The organism is Aureibacillus halotolerans (assembly GCF_004363045.1).
Taxonomy (GTDB): domain Bacteria; phylum Bacillota; class Bacilli; order Bacillales; family DSM-28697; genus Aureibacillus; species Aureibacillus halotolerans.
Genome location: NZ_SNYJ01000008.1, coordinates 22,203 through 47,625, shown reverse-complemented (window position 1 = coordinate 47,625; position 25,423 = coordinate 22,203). Strand labels below are relative to the sequence as shown.

Annotated in this window: 16 protein-coding genes and 1 other annotated feature; of the genes, 3 read left to right on the top strand and 13 right to left on the bottom strand. The window is 43.8% G+C overall.

The window, feature by feature from the left end; genetic code table 11:
- Nucleotides 1-115: 115 nt before the first annotated feature.
- From EV213_RS10735 to tyrS, 4 genes are all read right to left on the bottom strand, one after another.
- On the bottom strand, nt 116-1,003 hold the full coding sequence (locus EV213_RS10735) for a carbohydrate ABC transporter permease (protein ID WP_133580538.1): 888 nt from the start codon (nt 1,001-1,003) through the stop codon (nt 116-118).
- Nucleotides 1,000-1,881 (bottom strand): carbohydrate ABC transporter permease, encoded by an 882-nt coding sequence (locus EV213_RS10730; protein ID WP_133580537.1) that lies wholly within the window; start codon nt 1,879-1,881, stop codon nt 1,000-1,002. Before EV213_RS10730 ends, EV213_RS10735 begins: the two co-directional genes overlap by 4 nt.
- Before the next feature lie 60 nt (nt 1,882-1,941).
- Entirely contained in the window at nt 1,942-3,117 is a 1,176-nt protein-coding gene (locus tag EV213_RS10725; RefSeq protein WP_166639261.1) for an extracellular solute-binding protein, read from the bottom strand.
- A 300-nt stretch (nt 3,118-3,417) separates the two neighbouring features.
- A complete protein-coding gene (gene tyrS / locus EV213_RS10720; protein ID WP_166639260.1) occupies nt 3,418-4,683 on the bottom strand; it encodes a tyrosine--tRNA ligase in 1,266 nt (421 codons plus the stop codon).
- Between the two features lie 226 nt (nt 4,684-4,909).
- Nucleotides 4,910-5,135: a binding site (T-box leader), on the bottom strand.
- Between the two features lie 165 nt (nt 5,136-5,300).
- Here tyrS and EV213_RS10715 point away from each other — a divergent pair.
- Nucleotides 5,301-8,186, top strand: coding sequence for a transglycosylase domain-containing protein (locus EV213_RS10715; RefSeq protein ID WP_133580534.1), 2,886 nt, complete (start codon nt 5,301-5,303; stop codon nt 8,184-8,186).
- 46 nt (nt 8,187-8,232) lie between these two features.
- Here EV213_RS10715 and EV213_RS10710 read toward each other — a convergent pair whose 3' ends face one another.
- Together EV213_RS10710 and rph are read right to left on the bottom strand one after the other, a co-directional pair.
- Nucleotides 8,233-11,406, bottom strand: coding sequence for an S-layer homology domain-containing protein (locus EV213_RS10710; RefSeq protein WP_166639259.1), 3,174 nt, complete (start codon nt 11,404-11,406; stop codon nt 8,233-8,235).
- Between the two features lie 588 nt (nt 11,407-11,994).
- Nucleotides 11,995-14,622: a rifamycin-inactivating phosphotransferase gene (rph, locus tag EV213_RS10705; protein ID WP_133580532.1), complete on the bottom strand. Its 2,628-nt coding sequence runs from the start codon at nt 14,620-14,622 to the stop codon at nt 11,995-11,997.
- Between the two features lie 154 nt (nt 14,623-14,776).
- Between rph and EV213_RS10700 the strand changes: the two genes are divergently transcribed.
- On the top strand, nt 14,777-15,361 hold the full coding sequence (locus tag EV213_RS10700) for a TetR/AcrR family transcriptional regulator (protein ID WP_166639258.1): 585 nt from the start codon (nt 14,777-14,779) through the stop codon (nt 15,359-15,361).
- A 297-nt stretch (nt 15,362-15,658) separates the two neighbouring features.
- On the opposite strand, the gene acsA is transcribed toward EV213_RS10700, so the two are convergent.
- The 5 genes from acsA to EV213_RS10675 form a co-directional block, all read right to left on the bottom strand.
- On the bottom strand, nt 15,659-17,386 hold the full coding sequence (gene acsA / locus EV213_RS10695; RefSeq protein WP_133580530.1) for an acetate--CoA ligase: 1,728 nt from the start codon (nt 17,384-17,386) through the stop codon (nt 15,659-15,661).
- 161 nt (nt 17,387-17,547) lie between these two features.
- Nucleotides 17,548-18,246, bottom strand: coding sequence for a flagellar motor protein MotB (locus EV213_RS10690; protein ID WP_133580529.1), 699 nt, complete (start codon nt 18,244-18,246; stop codon nt 17,548-17,550).
- Nucleotides 18,233-19,057 (bottom strand): MotA/TolQ/ExbB proton channel family protein, encoded by an 825-nt coding sequence (locus EV213_RS10685; protein WP_133580528.1) that lies wholly within the window; start codon nt 19,055-19,057, stop codon nt 18,233-18,235. The genes EV213_RS10690 and EV213_RS10685 overlap by 14 nt, the downstream gene beginning before the upstream one ends.
- A 91-nt stretch (nt 19,058-19,148) precedes the next feature.
- Nucleotides 19,149-20,150, bottom strand: a complete 1,002-nt coding sequence (gene ccpA / locus EV213_RS10680; protein WP_133580527.1) for a catabolite control protein A — start codon at nt 20,148-20,150, stop codon at nt 19,149-19,151.
- Between the two features lie 280 nt (nt 20,151-20,430).
- Nucleotides 20,431-21,510 carry a bifunctional 3-deoxy-7-phosphoheptulonate synthase/chorismate mutase gene (locus EV213_RS10675; RefSeq protein ID WP_133580526.1) on the bottom strand — a complete coding sequence of 360 codons (1,080 nt, stop codon included), beginning with the start codon at nt 21,508-21,510 and terminating at the stop codon, nt 20,431-20,433.
- A gap of 297 nt (nt 21,511-21,807) precedes the next feature.
- Between EV213_RS10675 and EV213_RS10670 the strand changes: the two genes are divergently transcribed.
- Nucleotides 21,808-23,937 carry a cell division FtsA domain-containing protein gene (locus EV213_RS10670; protein ID WP_166639257.1) on the top strand — a complete coding sequence of 710 codons (2,130 nt, stop codon included), beginning with the start codon at nt 21,808-21,810 and terminating at the stop codon, nt 23,935-23,937.
- Between the two features lie 30 nt (nt 23,938-23,967).
- Here the strand turns inward: EV213_RS10670 and EV213_RS10665 are convergent, their stop codons facing one another.
- On the bottom strand, nt 23,968-24,927 hold the full coding sequence (locus EV213_RS10665) for an IS30 family transposase (RefSeq protein ID WP_133580524.1): 960 nt from the start codon (nt 24,925-24,927) through the stop codon (nt 23,968-23,970).
- A 161-nt stretch (nt 24,928-25,088) separates the two neighbouring features.
- Nucleotides 25,089-25,415: a bacillithiol system redox-active protein YtxJ gene (gene ytxJ / locus EV213_RS10660; RefSeq protein ID WP_133580523.1), complete on the bottom strand. Its 327-nt coding sequence runs from the start codon at nt 25,413-25,415 to the stop codon at nt 25,089-25,091.
- Between the last annotated feature and the right edge of the window lie 8 nt (nt 25,416-25,423).

Here is a 25,423-nt window from a genome sequence, read left to right as displayed (position 1 = left end):
TGTAACGAGCGTATGGCTGCGCTCTCATACAAGCAACTCTAACTCTAATTGAAGGTTTACCAAGTCTTATCATTACATGTGAAGTAACCCTTTAATAACTTCTCTCCACCACCCATTACCCCTTCAACCCTGTAAAGCTAACCCCTTTGACTATCTGCTTTTCAAATAGCAAAAAGGCAATGATGACAGGCAGTGATGCAACGGCATTTACGGTCATCGGGAGCACATAACTCTGTGAATAATTCGAGTTAAATGTCGGGATACCTACTGGCAACGTATAAAGGTTTTCGGTGACAATGGACAAGAAGGGCCATAAAAAATTGTTCCAAGATCCTATGAATGTGAAGATGCCGATCGCCGCAAGCGCTGGTTTGGCGAGCGGTAAAACAATGCTCCAGTACAGCCTGCCATAAGAGCAGCCATCGATTTGCGCACTTTCAATGACTTCGTCGGGCACCCCATCAAAAAAGCTTTTTAAGATAATGACCCCCATTGGAGATGCAATCATCGGCAAAATTAAGCCCGTATATGTGTCCAAGAGCTCTAAGTTTTTTACAATCTCAAACAAAGGGATAATCGTCGCTTCCCCTGGCACCATCATTCCCGCAAGGAAAAACACATAGATAAATTTTCGATAACCAAACTTCATTTTGGAAATGGCAAATGCAGCGAGCGACGTAATAATCAGCGTCAAAATGGTGGTGACGACACCGACATACAAGCTGTTCCACAACCAAAGCAGTACTTTGCTTTCAAATAAGATCTCGTGGTAATTGACCCAAGTATACGGGGGCAAAAACCAATCCAGTGGAAGACTAGCCGTCGTCGCCTGCGGTTTCAAAGAAACAAAAAGCATCCAGATGATTGGAAACACGAACATAATCGCTGCGACGATCGCAGCTGTCATCTTTACACTTTTTAATGGATCGCGATTTTTTTGTAGCAAGGAGGCATGTTTAGTAGGAGCTGACGTCGATGAGTGTGCAGTTGTTGTTTTTCTCATATCATGCTTCCCTCCTTCCCTCTTCCACGAATTTGAGCAATGGAAAGCAGCAACAATAAGAAGAACAACGCATACGACATGGCCGATGCATACCCGAGATCAAAGCGTACAAAACCTATCTCATAAATATATTGGATCAGTGGCCGAGTGGCCGTTCCCGGACCTCCATCTGTAATTAAGAGAATTTGAGCAAACACCTTAAAGGAGGCAAGTACTTGAAGCAACAACACGACTCGCGCAATCGGAACGAGCTGTGGCAGTGTAATTTTGAAAAACATTTGTGTCCTCGTTGCACCGTCAATTTCTGCTGCTTCGTATAGCTGATCCGGGATGTCCTGCAAAGCTGTGAGAAACAGAATCAAGTTAAAGCCTACTGTCCACCACAGTGTGACCGCAACGATGCTCAACCAAGCAAGCGTTGGATTGTTCAGCCAAAAAGGCTCTGCATCCGTCCCAAACATTTGGATGGCGTTGTTCACAAAGCCTGTATAGGGTTGCAGCATAAAAATCGCAAGGTAGGAGATGACAGACACAGACAGGATGCTTGGAATAAAAAACGCTCCACGAAAAATGGATTGCAATGTAGTTTGTATATTGGCGAGTAGTGCCAACCCTAACGCGAGCAAAATCATTGTTGGCGTCGACAGGATAACAAACAACATCGTATTCCCTAAAGAACTCCAAAAGTCCGGATCTTCAAGGAGGCGGGCATAATGATCAAAACCTCTAAAGCCTTTCTTTTCAATCAATGTCCAATCAAACAAGCTCATTTGCAATCCTTTTGCGATTGGATAAACTGTAAAAACAAGATAAACAAGCAAAAATGGCAATAAAAACGGTAACGGCTTTAGCCAATTAAGGGATCTTTTTTGCTTCATCGATTGTTCACCACCAATTTGATATTTTTGATGAAACCAATTGCTGTGAGACAAGCCGATTTACGGTACAAGCACCTCTAGTTCATCAATCATGATGTCAATAGCCTCTTCCGGAGACGCATTGTTTGTCCAGATGAGATCAAGATTACGCTGCATAATCGTCTGTGCTGCTCCTGCATAAATGGTCTTACTAGGAAACACAACATTTTGGGCTACTTCTGCATAAGACGATCGATAGGGTTGCTCAAGATACGCATCTTCTTGCAATATCGATGTCTTCGCTGGAATATGTCCTGCTTTCGCCCATTCGGCCCCTTGATCAAGAACAAATGCCATAAACTCCATTCCGGCACGCTTTCGTTCTGGAGACATATCAGGATCTGCCGGCATGACAATCGTATGTGAGCCCCCAAAGTCCCCAGGTTGTTCAAACAGCTGCGGCAATGGCAGCGGGATAAACTCAAGCCCTTCCGTTTGCTCCCAAATTCCTGTTGCCCATACCCCTGTCAGCATTGAAACGGCTTTTCCAGACTGAAAGCTTTGATAAAAATCTCCTAGGTTTGGTGGGATTAGCTCATGCTCATGATAAAGACTCTTCAAATACGTTGCCGCCTTAATCGCAATTTCTCTATCCATCGTTATTTCTGTTTCTGTCAGATCATCAGATAACATTGGCGTCCCACCCATTTGGAAATAGACCGCCCACCACCAACGGTACGGGTCGACACCTGTCGAAGACATGGCAATTGGGAACTTTTGAGGAAGCGCTTTCTTTGCTTTCGTAAAAAAATCTATAAATCCTTCTGGAGTCTCTTCCATTGCCACATTGCCATTTTCATCTAGCAGACCTGCTTCCGTCACCAGCTCCTTGTTCAAATATAAAATAAACGGGTGTGTATCAATCGGTATTGCATAGTGATTTCCATCAAGAACAATCGACTCTTCCACGTTTTGTGTAATACCGCCCCATTTGAAACCGATTTCATTTGCAAGGTCATCAAGAGGTGCGGCAAGACCTTGATAATAAAGCTCTGGGACACGTGCGGCATGGGAGACAGCTAAATCCGGTCCTTTACCTGCTGCTACGCTAGTGACAAGCTTTGTGTAGTAATCTGCCCAAGCAATGGTCGGACTTTCTACAAAGACGTCGTTTTGACTTTCGTTATAGGCATCCACAATCGACAGCATGTACTCCTGATCTCCACCGGAGAACAAGTTCCAAAACACAAGCTTCATTCGCCCATCTTCCGTTTGCCCAGTTTGCTGCGAGCATCCACAAAGGAGAAACATTAGACAAAAAGCCATTATAAAAAAGCTGTTTCGCATGCTCTCACCCTTTCTTATTAAAATATTCTTAATAAGTGTAGAGCATGTTTGATAACATAATCAATATTGAATACTCTGGCTTTTTGTGCTTTTCAAAGGAATAAGCAATTTTCAGAATGCAAAACCCTTCGGAGCCAATGGGTCCAACGCAAATAAAAAAACACCGTGCGAAACAATAATTTGCTCCGCATGATGCTCTCATTTTAGCCATTACACACATTCAATCAAGACGTATTTCTTCTTCCCTCGTCGGACAATCACAAATGTGCCATCCAGTTTATCATCATCACTTAGCTGCAGCTGCACATCTGTTTTCTTCTCGCCATTAATGGAAATCGCACCATTTTGAATATCCTCACGCGCCTGGCGTTTTGAAGGAGAGACTCCACATTCAACAAGCATATCGACAAGCGGCAATTCCTGCTTCGTCCATGACGCAGAAGGAACATCTTTAAAACCTTGACGAATTTCATCACCGGATAAGTCACTTAGTGATCCTCCGCCAAACAATGCTTTTGAAATATGAATCGCTTGCTGGAGCGCTTTTTCGCCATGAATCATGTTTGTCATTTCTTCAGCCAAGCTACGTTGCGCTTTTCGTTCCTCTGGTGCTTTTTCCATCTCGGTTTGTAACGCTTTAATGTCTTCAAGCGAAATAAACGTAAAGCTTTTCAGAAATTTAATGACATCTCGATCATCTGTGTTCAACCAAAACTGATAAAACTCATAAGGTGTTGTTTTCTCTCCATCCAACCATACTGCTCCGCCTGCCGTTTTCCCAAACTTAGAGCCATCACTTTTCGTAATCAAAGGCATTGTGACACCGTGGACATCCGACTTCCCTAATGTTCGACGAATAAGCTCAATCCCCGCTGTTATGTTGCCCCACTGATCACTTCCGCCAATTTGTAGCTTGCAATTGTAGGTTTTGTACAAATTCATAAAATCATAGGACTGTAAAATCATGTAACTAAATTCTGTGTAAGACAAGCCTTTTTCTAATCTCGAATCCACGGAGTCTTTGGCAAGCATATAGTTAATGCTGAAATGCTTCCCGATATCTCTCAGAAATGGAATGACCTCTAATTCACCAAGCCACTCGTAATTGTTTGCCATGACAGCTGGATGAGCATCATCGTTAAAATCGATAATGGTCCCAATTTGATCCTTAATTTTATCCGCCCATTGCTGAACAGTCTCCGCAGGGTTCAGGGACCGTTCCTCAGATCTTCCGCTCGGGTCACCAATAAGTCCCGTGCCTCCTCCTACGAGGGCAACAGGTCGATGGCCCGCATTTTGAAACCTACGCAACGTTAACAGTGGCAAAAGATGACCGATATGCAGGCTATCTGCTGTCGCATCAAACCCGCAATACAATGAAAGCGATTCTTCTTCAAGTTGTTTTGTTAGTACGTCCACATCAGTGGATTGGTGGATTAACCCTCTCGCCTCTAAATCCTTCACTAATTCACTCATTTGACTCATCCTTTAGCTCGTGTATTTAGGGCGTGTCTTAAAACACGCTCAGAGGCATCTGTCACCGCCTTTTTGTTCCCACCTGCGTTCCTTTTCCTTGACGCACGCCCGGTACGCCTGCGGACAAGCGCCTTGGTTGGAACTAAAATTCGGCAACATTTGCTCACTTCTGAGTTCTAAGACACACCATAGAAAAATGCACAACGTAAAAAAGCCCTCTTCTTCAGCCAAGGACGATGACATTGCACCGCGGTACCACCTTGTTTGAAGACAAACGCTTCCTCTCTTCCCTGTAACGAAGGGTCCCGCTTTTTACTCATGCTTAAACAGCGTTCGCAAAAAGAGCATCCGAGAATGTAATTCACTAATTGCAGCGGGTCGATTTTCACCAGCCATCGACTCTCTAATTTTTCCGCATGACAAAAGCTACTGTTTCCCATCATCGCTATAACGTATATGTGATAGGAATAGTTTTAGCATATGACGTTTTGTTTGTCAATAAATGCTTTATTCGTGGGACGCAAAGAAGGACGAGAGTTGTCTATTTTTGCCTTTTCACTCTATAGACTTCAATGGTTTTATGCTATAATAGTGCTGATTTAGAAAGGAGGGTGAGAATGGCTGATCAATGGCGCCAATTCAAGGAATGGCTCTCGAATATTCTTAAGAACGTAAAGACACAACGAATCCTTGCAAGCACTCGAATTACATACAAAGTTGGCTGGAACTTACTGTTGCTCTTTTTCATGACCTGCATTGTTGTCTTTGCTTTCGCTGGGGGCGTCGGTGCAGGGTATTTCGCTGCTCTCGTAAAAGATGAACCAATTCGCGACTATGAAAGCATGAAAACAGACCTTTATAATTACAATGAAACGACACAGCTTTACTTTGCGAATAACGATTATCTCGGAAAACTCAGCTCGGATTTGTATCGTGAAGAGGTTGATCTAGAGGACGTATCCCCATTTGTTGTCGATGCAATCATTGCTACGGAGGATCAGCTTTTCCATGAACATCACGGAGTTGTTCCAAAAGCAGTCATGCGAGCAGTTTATCAGGAGCTAACAAACGCTGACAATCGCTCAGGTGGTAGCACACTCACACAGCAAATTATTAAAAATCAAATTCTGACGAACGAGGTGTCGTTCGACCGCAAGGCAAAAGAAATCTTGCTTGCCATGCGTCTTGAGAGATACTTTAAAAAGGAAGATATTATTGAAGCGTATTTAAACATCGTTCCATTCGGCAGAGACGCCGCAGGACGTAATATTGCTGGCGTACAAACGGCCGCACGAGGCATCTTCGGAATTGACGCCTCCGAACTAAACCTTGCCCAATCTGCTTATATTGCTGGTTTGCCACAGAGTCCATCAAGGTTTACGCCTTTTACGAACTTTGGGGAAGTAAAACCAGATTTGTCACCAAGCATAGATAAAATGCACCTTGTTCTCAGTCGGATGTTTGAAACGAACATCATTGATGAGCAAGCTTATGAAGACGCATTGGCCTACGATGTAACAGCAGATTTCACATCACCAGGATCGCTTCCGAATCAAGAATACCCGTGGCTCACTGTGGAAATTGAGAAAAGGGCGAAAGTAATTCTTTTAGAACAGCTCGCTGCAGAAGATGGTGTATCCAAGGAAACCTTACAGGCAGATAATGAATTGTTTAACTCGTATTATGATGAAGCGCAAACAGCTCTTCACAAAAATGGCTATACGATTCATACAACGATTCAGAAGGATATGTACGACCGGATGCAGGACGTGAAAAATCAATTTACCCTCTATGGATCAGAAAAACCAGAAACCATCATTGACCCAGATACAGGAGAAGAAATTACAGAAATGGAGCCTGTAGAAACAGGTGCTATGCTAATTGAAAACAGCACCGGGCGGATTTTAAGCTTTGTGGCAGGACGAGATCATGAGAGACAAGCGCAAAATCATGCGACTAGTGCGCTCCGTTCAAACGGGTCAACGATGAAGCCATTGCTCGTCTATGCACCAGCGCTTGAGTTAGGTGTTGCTCAGCCTGGCACACTCATTGCAGATGTGAAATACAGCATACGAGCAGGTAGCGACATTTGGAGTCCTAGTAATTACGGTGGTGGTTATCATGGGCTCACTTCCGCACGTCGAGCACTCGCCAGCTCTTACAATATTCCTGCCGCCAAGCTATATGTCGATATGCTAAAAAGTGGACACCAACCAACCACTTATCTTGAAAAGATGGGTGTCACTTCCCTTGTACCTGGGGACAAATCGAACTATTCGATGGCTTTAGGTGCTTTAACAAAAGGCATAACCGTCGAAGAAAATGTCAATGCCTTTTCCACCTTTGGCAATCAAGGCAAATTTACCGATGCGTATCTCATCGAGAAAATTGTTTCCAAAGACAATGAAACTGTATATGAGCATGAAACAACAACTGTTGATGTTTTCTCACCGCAGACGAATTTTATGATGCTCTCAATGCTTGAAGATGTCATTTCAGGCGGTACGGCCGTTAGCTTGCCAGGCTTTTTAAACTTCCAGTCCGAATGGGCCGGAAAAACAGGGACCTCACAAAATTACAACGACGCATGGTTTGTTGCGACAAATCCAAAGGTCACATTTGGCGTTTGGATGGGCTATGATACGCCAAAGCCATTGGAAGTTTCCTATCAAGGTTACTCTTATGGGTCAAGAAACATAAAGCTCTGGGCTGAACTAATGAACGTTGCTTATGACGTAAATCCTGAGCTTGTGACTGGTGGCTCTTTTGAAAGACCGGATGGTGTTGTACAGCTCACCTTTTGTGGCATTTCAGGCAAGCTTCCATCTGAGCTTTGCCAACAAGCGGGTTTAGTCACAACTGACTTATTTAACGCAAAATATGTCCCTACTGAACGGGATAACAGCTTTATACAAGGAGAATACGTCAGCATTCAAGGGACGCCTTATTCTGCCTTAAGCGGAACACCAAGTGCATTTACTCGGTATGGAGCGATGCTAAACCCTGCCTTTATCCAACAATCGGGGTATGATCAAGTCGAAAACCCAAAACAGCTCCTTTCAGGAAACCTTAACCTGTTAACGCCTCGTAGTGGGAGCGCTATTGAAAATGGCAGAGCACCAGCTCCGGTATTTGTGAATCATTCAGGAAGTGCCATCAGCTGGAGTACAAGTGACACAGATGTTGTTGGATACTATGTTTATAGAAACGGCCAACGGATTGCTACTGTGCCAGCTCATCAACAGAGCATCTCTGCTGGAAGCGGTGATTACAACGTTGTAGCCATCGACATTGCAGGCAACCAATCGCCGTGGTCTAATACAGTGACTGGGGAATCCAGCGAATCTGATACTTCTGAGGACAGTGACGTATCCACTGAAGATGAGAATGCAAGCGATACCGACTCGTCAACAGATGTACCTGATAGCTCGACACCTGCCTCCGAAGAGCAAGAAGAAACGTTGGAGCAGGACAATGATGCTTCTGAAGAAAACGAACAATAAAAAAACGCGATGAGCAGAAAGTTAAGCTCATCGCGTTTTTTTGATCTTATAGTTGATTTTCTGAAAGGTCGCCTTGTACATCATTGATTCGAAGCTCAAGGTCTTCAATCGTATTTTCGTTCTCATCCGCAATTGGTGCTCGTTGCTCAACGTACTCGCCAACAAGGTCCTCCACAGTATCCCCGTTCAAATCAACTACAAGGTAAACTCTATCACCATTGACTGATGCTTCTTCTACTGAATACCGATCATTCGAGATTGTGAATGACAAGTAATTGACAGAACGGTCGTCAATATCTGTTGTAAACTCAAGAGACACGACGGCTTTGTCTTCTTCTCCTTTTAATTCATGAACGTAGACATGCTCTTCGCCATCAGATGTTTCAACCTGTGACGCGATCCCATCAATCACACGTATGTGATCGAGCAGTATAGTTTGTCCATATCGGTTTGTTGTATTTACATCATCACGATCAACCGTAGTGACATATACACGATGGCCATCATACGTCATGTCACTATCTAACTCGTCATCAAGATACACATAGATATATGGACGATCGTCATCTTCATCATAATCGAATGAGGCGTCAAGCTCAGTGTCGTTGGAATCAAGCGACCCATTGTTGTTCTCGTCCGCATACACAATGAAATCATCATCATCAAAATCATAGACAATGCTCGAAAGTTCAATGCGTAGCTCATCCAGTTCTGTCGCACGGATGTTGTCTTCTTTTGCACCAAATGTGTTGGATGCACTGAGTGTAATGTCATTTGAAAAATTGACCGTTTGAACTCCATTTTTGTCTGCTACTCGTCCAACAAGAAGGGAAAGGTCGTCCAAGGTACCTTTTTCAGCTACGTATTGAACATCATCAAAAAAGCGATCCCACTCTCCTGTAGATGCACTATCACGCTCAATCACGATTTCTGCTTGTGTTTGTTGATCATACGTATTAATATCTACCGTTATTCCACGAAGCTCATCCAATTGATGAAGCAAGATGGAGGTGTTTTGATAACGAAGCTCATAGAGGTTTAATTGTTCTATGCCATTTGCCCCGGTATCCTGCATTTCACGGCCAAAGTCAACGACAAAGCGAACCTCGTCATCGTCTGTTGTTAACACATTGGCTTTAAAGGCGCTCGGTGCAGCCACACTACCAGCGTTAAACGTGTAGGATAATTGGTCATTCGTTTCTCCAAATAGATCTTCAATCTCATCGACATAAAGCGTATAGTCCTGTGGTGAAAAATCGCCATAGCGTGCATCAAGAACGATGGTGACTTGTTGGTTTTGATGAGAAATGCTTTTAATTTCGATTGTTTTCCCATCGTCACCTGTGATCTCATAGTTGCTCTTTTCGTTGGCATGCTCTTTTAACACAGGCTCAGAAAACTGTACGTCAAGCGTGACATAACGATCCGTCGTGTCAGTTTCCTCCAACATAGTCACAGATGCAATTTCAGGCGCCTCATTGTTGTCGACCATCGTATAGTCGAGGGTATCACTCTTATTTTCGTTGCCCCAATGGTCCTCTAATGCATTTGCGTCAATAATGATTTCGCCTTCTTCAGGAAGCGTTTCATCCTCCGCAAACGTCAAGACAACTTCATTACCATTTTTAACGATCGCGTCCGTCGCATCGATGGACGACTTCGTGTGATGAAAGTCATTGTGCGCATTGCTAGACAACTCCACATCGCTATCAAACACAAGCGTGGCTGTCGTTGGATAGATGTCTTTAATCTCTGTAACCACAGGATCAGTCGTGTCATAGTCCATCTCAAAATTAAAGCTATCCTCGTCAACAACAAACCCAAAATAATCTTTAATGCCACGACCAATGTTTAACGTATAATCGCCTTCATCTAGGTCTTTATTGAACGTCACATTGAGTTCTTGTCCATAGCTGAAGGATTGAATTTCAGAAACACGATGGCTCTCATCGTCAATGTCAAACGAATCCTCAATGTCGCGGTTGGTTACTCGTTCGCCGTTTGCAACACCAGTATCCATCGGCTCGGAAAAGATCACTTTGATTGTGTCTTCACTTACAGGCAAAATCTCAACGACCTCCGGCGGTGTCGTATCCGTAAACGAAAGCTCAAACTCCTTCTCTTCACCATCAATGGCTTCGTCGATTCGCAAGTAACCTTCATCATCAAACGTATCTCTTAACGTTAGAATGACCTGATCCTCTACCGCTGTAGCGTCCAATAATTCGCCTTTGTCCCCATTCTTGTCTTCGTACGTATAATAATTCACGTTTTCAACAATGGCTTTTGAGTACCCACTATGGTTTAACTCAACGATGATTTGCTTAAGGTTTTCCATATCAACGCCTTCAACCTGCAACGGCTGATTTTCTACCGTTACGTCAACCTCAGCTTTTTGGTTGTAGCCAGCTAATGTACCATAGATTGTGTAATCGCCTTCCACATTGGCATCAAAGTTGCTTAAATCCCAAGTGACATCAACTGAGGTTGTTTCACCATTGACCGTTGTCACCTCAAGTGTTTCTGGCAAAGAAAGGGATTCTCCAGCATGAATTGTTACATCATCAACAGATTCAATGTCGAGATCTTCAAGTGCTCCCGCATTCTCAAGACCGCGGACGATGAAGGCAGAAAACTGACCTCTAGTCACTTCATCCTGAGGTCCATAAGAACCGTCGCCTTTGCCTTTCGTCAATTCATTCTGATAAAGGATTTCAACATTCTCTCTATGTACGTCTTGCACAGAGGCGAGATCTGATAAAGACACGTTCACGCCTTCTATTGGTTGTAGATCAAATGCCCTCACGAGAAGTGTTGCCATTTCTTCACGGCTTAACGATGCTTCAGGTGCATAATAATCGCCATAGCCTTTAGAGATTCCACTAGCCACAAGAGCGGCGACTTCATCGTTGTAATACGCATCACCAGGGATGTCATTAAAAGCTTCTAACAACTCGTTAGCATCATCTGGTACTTGTAGATCAAGGGCCCTTGTGAACATCACTGCGGCTTGCGCTCGTGTGAGAGAAGCCTGTGGTTGAAACGTGCCATCTGGAAAGCCCGTAATGACACCACGTTCAACCAATGCCATAATATCGTCATAATGACCATTTGATGAGGTTAAGTCAGTAAATTCCGCTGCTTGAGAGACGCCAGGAAGGGCAATAGAGGCCACAGCGGCAACGCTGACGGCACTTGCTAAGAAACGATGATTTGACATATACTTTTCTCCCTTTTTCATAGATTCATTGTTCGTAACTGCTTTACCCTATGTTACAGCTCTTAGAATCAGCCATGGGTACACCCTTCTAGCTTACAGCATTCGACATACACGGGCAACCAGCATTTACATGAAACGTTACATCCTGCCAAGGGAAAAAGCATTTTTTTACAAGAGCCTGGGACATACTTGACGCAAAAGCACGAAATTAAATTCATCTAGGGTGTGTCTGAGAACTCAGAAGGGAGCAGATGTTGCCGAATTTTCGTTCCAAGCAAGGCGCTTTTTCGCAGGCGTACCGGACGTACGTCAAGGAAAAGGAACGCAGCAGGGGACGAAAAGGCGGTGACAGATGTCTCTTAGCGAGTTTTAAGACACGCCCTAATAGGCAACGTGCACCTGGATAAAGATTTTAATAACACCGGAAGGAATGCTACGGGTTAGGCATGCGCCAACATATAATAAGCGGCAAGAACGACAAAACGTGTCGTCTTACCGCTTATTATATGTAACTCCAAATTCGGTTTCCGACTAACGATAGTAGTCATTTAAATGTAAAATATATAGTAACGACATCGTTCCTGCACATTATCTATCTTCCAAAATTTCCACATACCCCTCTGTTCCATTCACTCTGATTCTCTGCCCATCTTTGATGCGTTTCGTAGCGTTTTGGACGCCGACAACACCAGGCAGGCCATATTCCCGGGTTACGACGGCACCATGCGTCGTAAAGCCCCCGACTTCCGTCACGAGTCCTTTGATAGTGACAAACAAAGGCGTCCAACTCGGATCAGTAAACTGAGTGACAAGGATGTCTCCTTCTTCGACGTCCGCTTCATCGACCGACAGTACGACCCTGGCACGACCCTCAACGACCCCTGAAGAGACCGGAATTCCGGGAATTGCCTCATCAGGGAGATTTCCTGTGGTCATTGTCACTGGCGGAACATATCCGTCGGAGGTAAACACACGCGGAGGCGTCAGCTTTTCAAAACGAACGAATGCTTCTTTCCGCTTTTCGATGACAGCGGCGTCGAGCGTATTCGTCCTTACGACCTCACGAAGTTCATCCATATATAAATAAAATACATCCTCGGCTGCTTTGATTGTTCCTTGATCTACCAATCGCTGAGCTTCCTTCATCATTGCTTTTTTATACACCTGAAATCGACGGACGATATAATATTTTGGATCTTCCCTACAACCGCTGAAGTTTCGAAGCAAGCGAATGTTTTTTTTGATTTTTTTCACTTTTCTCCGTCCGCCACGCAGACTTGCTATGCGCCGAAGAATATCCTCTTCTTTGTCTTGCGCCTCCTCCTTTCCGCTTTGGAAGCGACTTCTGTGTTCGCCCGGTTCCAACAAATGAATGTTGTTCAGAAGCAAAGGAATCAGCTGTGTCGGTTTTTCTTCAAAGCGCGCTTTCGTAATATCGATCTCACCCGGGCAGCGCATTCCGAACTTTACGAAAAATGATTGAAATGCTGCATATGATTCTTTTCCACCAGGAAGAGTTTGCATTGTTTCAAAGAACGTCTTATCTTCTGGCCGTTGCGCCAAATACTCTAAGACAGCAGGCTGCTGTCGAATTGTGTCAGCGACGTCACATAGCTCTTGGCCCATTTCAGTAGTAACGTTGTGGTCAAGGGATTTGGCCAGTGTATCCGCCGCATTTTTGTCCCCAAGCCATTTCGCTATCTTCTTGTTGAGTGAATCATGTGTGAGAATTGCGGCAATAATGGCACCAAGCATCGTTGGGTGGTAAGCCATTGCCAATAAATTCTTTTTGTCTTTTTCAATAAAGTCAAAGATACGGTCACCTGAACATTTAGACAACTGTTGCTCCATTTGTTCAATATCCGTTTCAAACGAACGCGTTAAATGATTGATGATTACAGGGTCATTTTTCCTCATCACTTGAATGGCTTTTGCGATGGAGCCAACGTTGAATACGCCCCCCTGAATATTACGCTTTCCCTTTGGAAGCGAAGCTAGAAAGACTTTATCGTTGGTGAGATTTTTAAGCGCCCCCTGGATAAGGAGATCCTGCTTGCCCGTTGCCATGACGAGCCGTGCTCTCCCAACCTTTGAAGATAAATCATGCGTAATATCGGAAAACAACCTTCCGCCAATCCTGTCCATGCGGACATCTGAGATCATCTCGAAAAAAGACATCCCTAACGGTTTGATCGCATCCGTCATCATCTGGATATGGCCAATGGACATGTAGACACGTGGTGTCCTGGTATTTGTAACGTCGGGGAGCGGAAACAACGTCGTTATCGCGCGACTTTGCACGATATAAAAGCGTCCATCGCTCTGGCACCATTCAATATCTTGAGGCGTGCCAAACTCGTTTTCAATCGTCTTTCCCATCTCCGCCAACACCTTGACCTGATCGTCGGTCAGGACCTGCTGCTTCTGGCGTTCTCCATCCACGCGTGTCTCCAGGATCCCCTGTTCAGCGGTTTTTATCTCCAGTTCTTTGACGCCAATTGATTTTTCCGTGATATTCTCCGCCTTCACTTTATAACTATCCGGATTGACCAACCCTGACACTAACGCCTCCCCTAATCCGAAGCTTGCGTCAATCGTTAGTGAAGCGCGATCTGAGGTCATCGGATCCGCGGTAAACATCGTACCAGCGGCCTCGGACGCAACCATTTTTTGCACAACGACAGACAAGTGGACATTGCGATGGTCAAACCCATGCTGCATACGGTAAGCGATTGCGCGATCCGTAAAAAGGGATGCCCAGCATTTGCCGATGTGACGCAAAATTTCACCAGTACCCTTTATATTTAAGTAGGTGTCCTGCTGGCCAGCAAATGAAGCATGTGGTAAATCTTCTGCTGTCGCACTAGATCTGATGGCAAATGCTTCTTCGTTATTGAATCCGCGAAGCGCCTTCGTAATCTCACCTTCAATTTCTTTTCCTATGTCGATTCCTTCAATTACGGCACGAATGTCATTCGCTGTTGTGGTAATTAGATTTCTGTCCGCAGACGTCAAGTTTGCCAATGTGTCTAATAGTCCAACCAACTGAGGACTACTGTTAATCATTCTTTTATAGGCGTCCGTCGTCACGCAAAATCCGTCCGGCACATGGATCTCTTCAATTTTCGCCAATTTCCCAAGGTTCAATCCTTTTCCGCCAACGGCAGCAAGATCCTCCTGTGTAATGTCAGCAAACGAAATAATATATGGTTTCATAAGCCACCTCTACCTATTTTATTATTTAAAATAAAGTTTTGAAATATCACTTCATATATTTCATAATATATAAGCTAAATTTTAAAGTCAATGACTTTTGTAATATATTTTATTCAATTTCAAAACTATGGTATGATACACTCGGGTGATGAAAATGAGCGGTTATGAAAGACGAACTCAAGCAAAAAAAGAGGCCATAATAAACGCTGTTTGGGAGCTTTTTACGAAGCGTGGGGTGACCGATGTAAGCATCAGTGAGATTGCCGCGAAAGCGAATGTTTCCCAAGTGTCCATCTATAATTATTTCGGAAGCAAAAACGCCCTCGCCAAGGAGGTGCTCCTCTCCTATATGAATGAGACAATCAAAGGCTATGAGGCATTATTGGACATGGATCTTCCATTCGCTGAAAAACTCACTTTGATTATGGATAAAAAACAATCTGCGACTGATGAAATCAGCCATTCCGCATTTAGTCAAATGGCCTGGGAGGATAAAACGTTCCAGGAGATTTACAAAGAAATTGTCCATACGAAAGCCATCTCGATCTATATGAAGTTTATTGAGTTAGGCAAAAAAGAAGGTGCCCTAGATGAAAACATACCAAATGAAGCCATCCTCGCTTTCCTCCTCTCATCCGTGGCCGTCACAGGACAGGCAGAGTATTTGCAGACTAGCACCGAGTATAAAAGAGGAATCTTGAAGCTGTATTCCTATGGGCTGTTTGGCAAAGGAGAGTAAAAGCAGAAAGACTCGCGAATGACACTTTCCTCACTCGTTCAGAACCGAATGCCATGGTTATGTCAATAAAGGCAGCGGAGAACTCCCGACAGCCTATAATTCAATACATGCGATTTCTAATTGAAGCGGAATGTCCTTCGACTCAGGGAGTGAAGAGCACTTGGTGGAGATTCCTTGTAGTTGCCTATCAGAGCCATGTTGACGATAGTTCTTCGATGATTAGGTTTGGAACAAGTTACTTTTAAAGCTGCATTAAAAAATCCTGTAAGCAAAAATCGCTTACAGGACAATTTCATATTAATCTTCCATCGTTGAAAGGTCACCGGTTGGTAGGTCGAGTTCCCATGCTTTAAGGACCCTACGCATGATTTTTCCACTTCTTGTCTTCGGAAGCTTATCTTTAAATTCAATCTCTCTAGGGGCAGCATGTGCGGCAAGTCCTTTCTTCACATGTTGCCGAATGTCTTCAATTAGCTCATCAGAGGCTTCATATCCCGTACGTAATGCGATAAACGCTTTTATAATTTCGCCTCTTATGGCATCAGGCTTTCCAATGACACCTGCCTCTGCAACAGCAGGGTGCTCGACAAGCTTGCTTTCCACTTCAAATGGGCCAACACGTTCTCCTGAAGTCATGATCACATCATCGACACGTCCTTGAAACCAGAAATACCCTTCCTCGTCTTTATACGCTGAGTCGCCTGAGACATACCAGTCGTTGGCTGTAAAATAGGAATCGTATTTTTCCGGACGGTTCCAAATTTCCCGCATCATTGATGGCCAGCCTCTTTTTATCGCTAAATTCCCCATTTGATTCGCTGGAAGCTCGACACCGTTATCATCAACGATGGTCGCCTCGATGCCTGGAAGCGGTTTTCCCATTGACCCTACCCGCATTTCTAAACATGGATAGTTGCAAATAAGCATCGCTCCAGTTTCGGTCATCCACCACGTATCGTGAATTCTCATTTGAAATACTTGTTTTCCCCAACGGATAACCTCAGGATTTAATGGCTCACCAACACTGAGGATGTGGCGTAGGCTTTTTAAATCAAATTGTTGAATGATGTCGTTGCCAGCCCCCATTAGCATTCGAAACGCAGTTGGTGCCGAATACCAAACGGTCACATTAAAATCTTCGATGGTTTTATACCAATCTTCTGGTTTAAAGCGTCCTCCTACGACAACATTGGTTGCGCCATTCAGCCATGGGGCAAAAATGCCATACGATGTCCCGGTCACCCACCCTGGATCAGCCGTACACCAATAGGTATCGTTTTCATTTAGGTCAAGCACCCATTTCCCTGTCACATAATGCTGAATCATTGCATTGTGCACATGAAGTACACCTTTTGGTTTTCCCGTAGACCCCGATGTATAATGGATAATCATCCCATCTTCTCTATCCACCCATTCAATCTGCAGCTCGCTTGGAGCCTCTTGGATGGCTGCATTGTATGAAATCATATTCACACCTTCATAGGTTTCATCAGGCATGTCTCCTACGATCACAATCGTATCTAAAGCCGCAAGCTTGGCAACTGGAACACGAGGCAATAGCTCTTTTGTCGTTATGAGCACTCGCGCACTGCTATCTTCCAAGCGATCAACGACAGCTCCCTCCATAAACGCTTCAAAAAGTGGCCCAACAATCGCACCGAGCTTTAAGGCTCCTAAAAATAACCCATAAAGCTCAGGGGATCTTGGCATAAAGATAAAAACACGTTCTCCTTTTTGCACTTGGGCAGTCGATCGTAGCAAGTGCCCTGCTCGGTTGGACAGCTGTCTCATTTCTTCAAATGTATAAGATTCAGATCGATTGTTGTCGCGATAATGCAAGGCGATTTTATCTTTTAGCGCTCCTTCCGCATGACGATCAATGGCTTCATACGCCATATTGATTCGTCCAGTACGATGCCAGCTGAATTCTTTTTCGACCTGTTCCCAGGAAAAGCTATCTCTCGTCTTATCATAACTCTGCAGCTGATAGTTTCCATCTATTGAGGGAAGCGCTTCCAATTTCATTCCATTCATCCTCCTAGCTAATCTCTACATTGACCTTAGTATAATATAAATAATTAGACTTCTCAATTTTGTTTTTATTTCTCGACTATTGCGCCGTATGTAATATGCATAAAAAAGACCTACTGCTTCTGCAACAGTAGGCGCATTATAAAAACTTTTACTTAGGAGTCCATAGTAAGGATGACCATCTCCACACGCCTGTTCTGAGCGAGCTGCTCAGCGTTCGTACCACTTACAGCGGGTTGAGTATCTGCAAACCCAATCGCTCGAAACCGCTCCTTTTCCAGTGAGGTAGATGAAATCATATAACGAATAACGCTACTTGCTCGAGCACTAGAAAGTTCCCAATTGGATGGAAATTGATATGTGGATATTGGTCTCGAGTCCGTATGTCCTTCAACAATAACATCGTTCGGAAGCTGTAAGAGCAACCCTGCAATACGAGAAAGAACCTCTTCTCCTTTTGGCAACACTGTTGCATCAGCCGAATGGAAAAGCACCCGTTCTTTTAAAACGAGCACCACCCCTTGTTGTGTTCGGTTTGCCTCAATTTGATTAGCGATTCCATGATCCGTTAAATACGCTTGTACCTTTTGCAACAGCTGATCATCTGTGGGAGCATCCACCGACTCAGGTGCTGTCTGCGTCTCAGGAGTTGTTTCTGGAACATCCATTGGCTCCACAGAACTAAAGGATTGAACAGCTGCATCAAGCTTTTGGCTATCAATTTGGGAAATAGAGAATAACAAAATAAAAAATACGAGAATAAGTGTAACGACATCCGCATATGTAATCATCCAGCCTGGCGATGAGTCAGTTTGGGTTTGTTGCTGCTGACGTCGGTTTTTAAGATGTTTCATTGAACATACCTTCAGACGAACGATCGTGTAACTTGCTCTCAGTCAACTGCTTGTTCAAGGGGATAAAGGAGTTTAATTTTTCCATAAGGAGCGCAGGGTTTTGTCCTGACTGAATTCCAACGATTCCTTCTATGGCAAGAAGCTTATGAAACACTTCATCTTTCGTACGCGCCTCTAATTTTGCCGCTAAAGGAAGGCACACTAAGTTAGCCAACAATGTTCCATACAGCGTTGTAATTAATGCAATGGCCATGCTTGGGCCTAATGTTGAAGGATCATTCAAGTCTCTTAGCATTAATACGAGCCCCAGAAGAGTTCCAATCATTCCCCATGCTGGCCCATAGGCTCCCGCTTTCTCTAACAAAGCTCGATTAAGCGCATGCCGTTCTTCGAGCGCTATAATTTCTCCATTTAGCATATCTTTAATAACATCAGGCTCAACACCATCAATCGTTAAGAGGGTCCCTTTGCGAAAAAATGCATCATCGTCTTCGTCAAGTCGCATTTCAAGAGATAACAGCCCTTCTCGTCTCGCTACATCAGCGAAAAACACACAGCGACGAACCATATGGGTCGTGTTTAATGTGGACTTTGAAAAGCAGATAGCGATGATTCGAGGGAGTTTTTTCAAATGCTCCCAACCAAAATTCACAAAGAGAGCCCCGCCAACGCCCCCAAGCACAATCATAGCGGAGGGAAGATGCAAAAATGACATTGCTGCTTCCCAACCGCTATTTGAAAAAATGCCGAATAGAAGAATGCTTACACCAATAAGCAGACCTATTGGTGTGACCATATCGATTCTTTTCATTGCTCTCACCTTCCTTGCCTTGCTGTGCGTTCTTTGTTTCGTCGCAATGAATTAGAGAAGGTTCCTTTTAAAGAAAAATCACTAAAATGAATTATTCTTTTGTTGAACGTCTATATTCGATGCGGTGAGGCAATTGCACTGTTTTTTCAGTGACTTCTTCTTTATTCATTAGCTTCGTTAATAAGCGCATTGAAACTGCACCAATATCATACATAGGCTGAACAACAGTTGTGAGCGTCGGACGAACCATCGTTGCAAGTCTCGTATTATCGAAGCCAATAACTTCTAGATCATCAGGAATAGAGATGCCACGATCTTGTGCCCCATGGACGATACCTAACGCAATCTCATCGGTTCCTGCGAAGACAGCGGTTGGCATAGTACCGTTGCTAAACACGTCTATTGCTTTTAATCCTGCATCATACGTATAATCATCCACAACGATGACGGATTCATCAAATGGCAAGCCTTTTTCCTCAAGAGCTCTTTTATACCCTGTAAGTTTTAATACGGAATTTTTACGTGTTTCATATGATCCGGTCACATAACCAATGGTATTGTGCCCTTTCTCAATCAGGTGCTTGACTGCATCAAAAGCCGCTTGCTCATAATCAATATTAACAGATGGGATCTTATTGTCAGGCTCAAATGCCGCAGCAAGAACAACTGGTACTGGGGATTTAATAAACTCCTCCACATGCTCTTGTGTAATATTGCCCCCCATAAACACAATGCCATCGACCTGTTTCCCAAGCATCGTGTTAAACAAGTGAAGCTCTTTTTCCTTGTTTTGGTCTGAGTTGCTTAAAATAATGTTGTATTTGTACATTGTAGCAATATCTTCTATACCTCGTGCCAACTCTGCAAAGAAAATACTCGAAATATCTGGAATGATAACGCCGACAGTCGTCGTTTTTTTACTTGCAAGCCCGCGTGCGACCGCATTCGGGCGATAGCCTAAGCGCTCAATAGCATCTAGCACTTTTTTTCTTGTCGTAGGTTTCACATTCGGGTTTCCGTTAACGACTCTAGACACTGTCGCCATTGATACATTCGCTTCACGTGCCACGTCATAAATTGTAATATTAGACATTCAATTTCCTCCTTGTTCCTGCTTTTGTACAGGAATACATAAAACATAATACGATGATTTATTTCATCATACGACAGAATGATACAGTCCGCAATTGTTTACATACGCTATTTTCATGTTTTTTTCATAAGTTTTCATAACATCTGTTACTAGTTTGACACGATTTTCTATAAATATTCGTTCTTTTTTCGTTCTTTTACTAAAATTACTGGTCATTTTTGCCGTAAAATAAGAGAAGCCCCTCAGTAATTCTTATCTGAGAGACTTCTCTTGTCATCTATTATTGTTTCACGCGTGAAAGCTGATTTGATTTTAATTCATGGATGAACGCTTCAAATTGTGGGATGTCCATTTGTTGTGCAGAATCAGACAACGCTACAGTTGGATCTGGATGCACTTCTGCCATTACACCATCAGCACCAATCGCAAGCGCGGCTTTTGCAGCTGGCAATAATAAATCACGACGACCTGTTGAATGAGTGACGTCAACAAAGACCGGCAAATGTGTTTCTTGCTTCAAGATTGGAACTGCCGTGATATCAAGTGTATTTCGGGTTGCTTTTTCATATGTGCGAATCCCACGCTCACACAGTATAATTTGTCCATTGCCTTGTGAAATAATGTACTCAGCAGCATTAATGAACTCTTCAATCGTCGCTGACATTCCACGTTTTAATAGAACCGGCTTGTTTGTTCTACCAGCCTCTTTTAACAGTTCAAAGTTTTGCATGTTTCTCGCGCCGATTTGAATCACATCAATATGCTGGACGGCTTCTTCAATATCTGAAGGATTAACAATTTCACTGATTACAGCAAGATCGTATTCATCAGCAACACGCTTTAGAATTTTTAAGCCTTCAACACCGAGCCCTTGAAAATCGTATGGAGATGTTCTAGGTTTAAATGCCCCACCACGAAGGAGTTTAATGCCTTGTTTTTTAACTGTCTCTGCGACAGTTGCAACCTGCTCATAGCTTTCCACAGCACATGGACCAGCTACGAAGCGTTGAATGCCATCGCCAATCGTTTCGCCCTTAATTGTAACGACTGTGTTTTCAGGTTGTTTCTTTCTACTAACAAGCAATGCTTTGCTGTGATCATCTTTTTGCAGCTCAAGGCTTGCTTTAAAAACTTGCTTGAACAAATGTTGAAGTGTGCTTGTCTCAAAAGGTCCTTCGTTGTTTGCTGCAATGCTGTCGAGCATCTCTCTTTCACGAACGGGATCAAAGCGGCTCACGCCTTGAGCATCCTTCGCTTGACCAACCCGTTGCACAAGTTCAGCTCGTTTATTTAAAAGGCTTAAAATGTCGAGGTTTGTTGAGTCGAGTTCTTTTCTTAGTTGTTCGAGTGAATCCGTCATTGGCAAAATGCCTCCCTTTTTTTAGAAAACTACCCTTTTCGCTATGATTAGCTAAAGCTACATTGCACGTGTGCAGAAAAAATTGGTATGCTCATATCCACAACTGTGCCAATGAAAACGTCTAAAAACGTTCAAATTGTTGTAATTTGAGTTTATTATAAACGATAAGATCATCATTGTCACGAAAAATTCTTTTTCAATTAAACGCTTTTAAGCACTAAAGTGTTTTGCTTAATATTCTGTCTACAAATGTCGTTTTCCGCAAGTTACAGTGACAAAGAGAAGGTAGGTTTTCACATGACAAATTCAACTGTATTTTCACTAGATATTGGTACGCGATCTATTGTAGGTCTCGTGCTTGAAACGTCGGAGCAAGGTATTATCGTCAAAGGCGCTGTCGAAAAAGAACATAAGGATCGCGCTATGGTCGATGGACAAATTCATCACGTCGGTGCAGTTGCCGAGAGAATTAAGGACATAAAAGAACAGTTGGAACAGACGCATGGCCCCTTGAAAAAAGCATGCGTTGCTGCTGCGGGTCGAGCGCTAAAAACGGTTCACTCCCATGCATCATGGGATATCTCTCAAAAAGGCGTTTTGCTAAAAAAAGATGTCCACCATTTAGAAATCCAAGCTGTACAAGAAGCACGCGAAGCACTTTTCGGTGGAAAAACCGAGGAGGCGAACGGACTTTATTGCGTAGGGTATTCCGTCGTTCGTTATTATCTAGATGAGCAAGAAATGGGAAGTCTCATCGACCAACGAGGGCAGCTGGCAACGGTTGAAGTCATTGCGACATTTTTGCCTCAAGTCGTGGTCGACTCGCTCATCTCTGCCTTACATAAAGCTGATTTAGAGCTAGAAGCGTTAACGTTGGAACCTATCGCAGCCATGCAAGTACTTGTCCCTGAATCCATGCGGCGGTTAAACATCGCCCTTGTTGACATTGGCGCAGGCACATCGGACATTGCTCTGACCGATTTTGGCACAGTGACGGCTTATGGAATGGTCCCAGTGGCAGGTGATGAAATGACAGAAGCCGTATCAGATGCCTTTTTACTTGATTTTTACGAAGCTGAATCCGTTAAAAAGCAAGTGACGAAAAATGGGAGTGCGACCGTAGCAGACATTTTAGGTTTTGAACAAACGATAGACCAAAATGCGCTCCTCATGAATATTGAGCCAGCCATTGACTCGTTGGCTTCGGCCATTGCCGAGGAAATCATGCAATTAAATAAACGTGCCCCACAAGCCGTTATGCTTATTGGTGGTGGGAGCCTAACGCCCTCATTGCCTGAAAAGCTCTCACAGCGCTTGCAGCTGCCTCCCCAACGAGTGGCTGTTCGAGATTCAAGCGCCTTAAAGGATATTGATTTTGGCACTCATCTTGAACCAAGCCCTAGCTATGTGACACCACTTGGTATTGCATCTGCAGCATTACGAAACCCTATTCAATACCAGAGCGTCCACTTGAATAATCAACCAGTGCGTATGTTTGACTCTAAGCCACTAACAGTGAAAGATGTGTTCCTTGCATCAGGTTTTCGTTTGCCAGAATGGTATGGATCGCCGGGATTAGGGCTGATTGTGACAGTGAATCAGAAGCAAATCACTGTACCAGGAGAAAGAGGACATGCGCCTCAACTTCTCGTTAACGAGGAGCCAGCCACTTTAGATACAGCTGTTAAAAATCGCGATCATATTACCCTTCAAAAGGGAGCAAATGGCACTGACGCAGCGCTTACAGTTGAGGAGTTATTCGGTGAGGTTCCCTCTATTTCTGTTTGGTTGAATGGAGACATGAGAACACTTCCAGCCTCCCTCTGGAGAAACAAACAGAAAGTCGATGGGACAACAAAACTTAAAGATGGAGACAAGGTGGAATGGTCTGCCACATATCGTCTTAGGGATTGCTTACCGCAGCTATATGGAAGAGAGGTAACGTCTGATACCATTTCTGTCACAGTTGGGAGCACGCCATACCAATTGCACTCAGGGAGTCACATAGTGAAACGAAACGGCTCGACAGCTCACTTAGACGCAGAAATAACGAATGGCGATCGAATTGACCTTATCTCGAGAGAAGCGTCGCACTCAGATCAGTTAGCCGAGCTCGCTGGAGCGACTCTTTATCATTCAATTGCTGTGTACTTCAATGGGTCGAAAACGATCATTCGCAAAAAGGCTTCTGAATGGAAACGGAATGGTCTCTTACTTGATGAAAGTGTTGAACTTTTTCATAACGATCACATCAAAATAGAACCAATGCCACAATCCCCGTTTATTTATCAAGATGTGTTTGGTCATGTAGACATAGAGGTGCCGAGACAAGGCAGATTCAATGTACTCAAAAATGGCATCACTGCCTCATTTCAGGATGGTATTGCAGACGGGGACGTTCTTGAGCTGTCTTTCGAAGAGGAATAAACAACCGGTCAGAATTGTTATTTCTCTTTGTCAAATTAAGCTAGACAGATTGTCCATTCCTACTAAACTCAAAAATACTTCCAATGGCGTTCTGTAGTTTAAGGATTTTCTTGGAATGTGGTTTCTTTTGGACGCAACAGACGAAACAAACGCTTGATCGACTTGATTGAAATCCATCTCCTTGGGCAATCCGCCTCTTCTCAACAAGCCATTGGAATGTTCATTCAGCCCCCGTTGGGAAGGGGTTCCTGGATCAGCGAAGTAGATCGAAATGTCGTGTTCATTACTGATGGTACGCCAGTTGGAAAACTCCTTGCCACAATCAAATGTGATGGATTTGAAAAGGTTCTTGGGCACATTCTGCAACCAAACACTTATAGCTGTTTCAATATCCTTGGCTGTTCTGCCTTCTGGTTTTAGCGTGATGATGACCTTTGACATACGCTCGATCAGCGTAACGACGGCACTTTTATGACGAACGCCAACAATGGTATCGCCTTCCATATGTCCAAATTCGTTCTTACATGTTGGATAATCATTGTCTCTTTCAGCGATATTCCGTTTGAACGCTTGCCGACCGCGACGTTCCTGATACCCGTTTGGATTTCGTTTTCCTTTCATCGGCAGTACAGAAATGTCAAACACCTGACGTTTAAACATCCGGTACAGCGTGCGTTCTGAACAATCGATGGGGTATTCCTGACGACCGACAATCACATCCGGTGTCCAGCCCTGAGCGACTTTTTCTTTGATGTAGGTCTGTTGATTCTCTGGTAACACGATCTGTTTACGACCACAGTGCGTTTTGTTCACTTTATAGCGTTTGTAGTAATCCAATGCGGTGTGTCCCTCTTTCAGATAGGTCACGACGTTGTGTACGGTTTGGCGAGCACGACCGATCAACCTTGAAATTTTTGATACAGACGTATTCTGATGAAAATAGGCTTCTATGATTACGAGTTCGTCCGTGCTAAGATGGGTGTAGGCCATTCATGATCACTCCTATGATTTCTTTTGTCGGAATTTCATTTTGAGTGTATCACGAATGGCTTTTTTCATGTGTCTAGCTTAATTTTACTATCTGCGTATCATAAAAAAGCACCTCCCCATTAGACGAAGTGAGACTCTCGTCTAACGGGTGGTGCTTTTTGTTACATGACTTTCTTTTCAGCATCGTCCAGTGCTTGGACAGTTATCGATTGATGAGAAGCATCCCAGAGCACAGAAGAGCCATTTAATAAAAAAGCCTGTGGGGATTGGTGCGTGACCCCTGTACTCTCTGTAATCTTTGCTGACACTTCCTGGTCCTTCTGCACATACAGGACAAAACAAGGCACTTCTGTCTTTTCGGAAAACGTTTCATATGCATTGTGTGCATTCGCCGAAATGGGACAGGTCAAGCTATGCTTGAGGAGAAAGAAAGGAGACTGTTCTTCAATGAGCTGCTCGAAACGTTGAATTGAGTTTAAGTGCTCCATTGATGGAC

Excerpts from the sequence above, each read along its gene's own strand:
- acsA (WP_133580530.1), bottom strand. The coding sequence starts at position 17,386 with ATGAAATTGGAAGCGCTTCCCTCAATAGATGGAAACTATCAGCTGCAG.
- EV213_RS10690 (WP_133580529.1), bottom strand. The coding sequence starts at position 18,246 with ATGAAACATCTTAAAAACCGACGTCAGCAGCAACAAACCCAAACTGAC.
- EV213_RS10665 (WP_133580524.1), bottom strand. The coding sequence starts at position 24,927 with ATGGCCTACACCCATCTTAGCACGGACGAACTCGTAATCATAGAAGCC.
- EV213_RS10675 (WP_133580526.1), bottom strand. The coding sequence starts at position 21,510 with ATGACGGATTCACTCGAACAACTAAGAAAAGAACTCGACTCAACAAAC.
- EV213_RS10730 (WP_133580537.1), bottom strand. The coding sequence starts at position 1,881 with ATGAAGCAAAAAAGATCCCTTAATTGGCTAAAGCCGTTACCGTTTTTA.
- tyrS (WP_166639260.1), bottom strand. The coding sequence starts at position 4,683 with ATGAGTGAATTAGTGAAGGATTTAGAGGCGAGAGGGTTAATCCACCAA.
- EV213_RS10700 (WP_166639258.1), top strand. The coding sequence starts at position 14,777 with ATGAGCGGTTATGAAAGACGAACTCAAGCAAAAAAAGAGGCCATAATA.
- rph (WP_133580532.1), bottom strand. The coding sequence starts at position 14,622 with ATGAAACCATATATTATTTCGTTTGCTGACATTACACAGGAGGATCTT.
- EV213_RS10715 (WP_133580534.1), top strand. The coding sequence starts at position 5,301 with ATGGCTGATCAATGGCGCCAATTCAAGGAATGGCTCTCGAATATTCTT.
- EV213_RS10670 (WP_166639257.1), top strand. The coding sequence starts at position 21,808 with ATGACAAATTCAACTGTATTTTCACTAGATATTGGTACGCGATCTATT.
- ccpA (WP_133580527.1), bottom strand. The coding sequence starts at position 20,150 with ATGTCTAATATTACAATTTATGACGTGGCACGTGAAGCGAATGTATCA.
- EV213_RS10710 (WP_166639259.1), bottom strand. The coding sequence starts at position 11,406 with ATGTCAAATCATCGTTTCTTAGCAAGTGCCGTCAGCGTTGCCGCTGTG.
- EV213_RS10685 (WP_133580528.1), bottom strand. The coding sequence starts at position 19,057 with ATGAAAAGAATCGATATGGTCACACCAATAGGTCTGCTTATTGGTGTA.
- EV213_RS10735 (WP_133580538.1), bottom strand. The coding sequence starts at position 1,003 with ATGAGAAAAACAACAACTGCACACTCATCGACGTCAGCTCCTACTAAA.
- EV213_RS10725 (WP_166639261.1), bottom strand. The coding sequence starts at position 3,117 with ATGAAGCTTGTGTTTTGGAACTTGTTCTCCGGTGGAGATCAGGAGTAC.
- ytxJ (WP_133580523.1), bottom strand. The coding sequence starts at position 25,415 with ATGGAGCACTTAAACTCAATTCAACGTTTCGAGCAGCTCATTGAAGAA.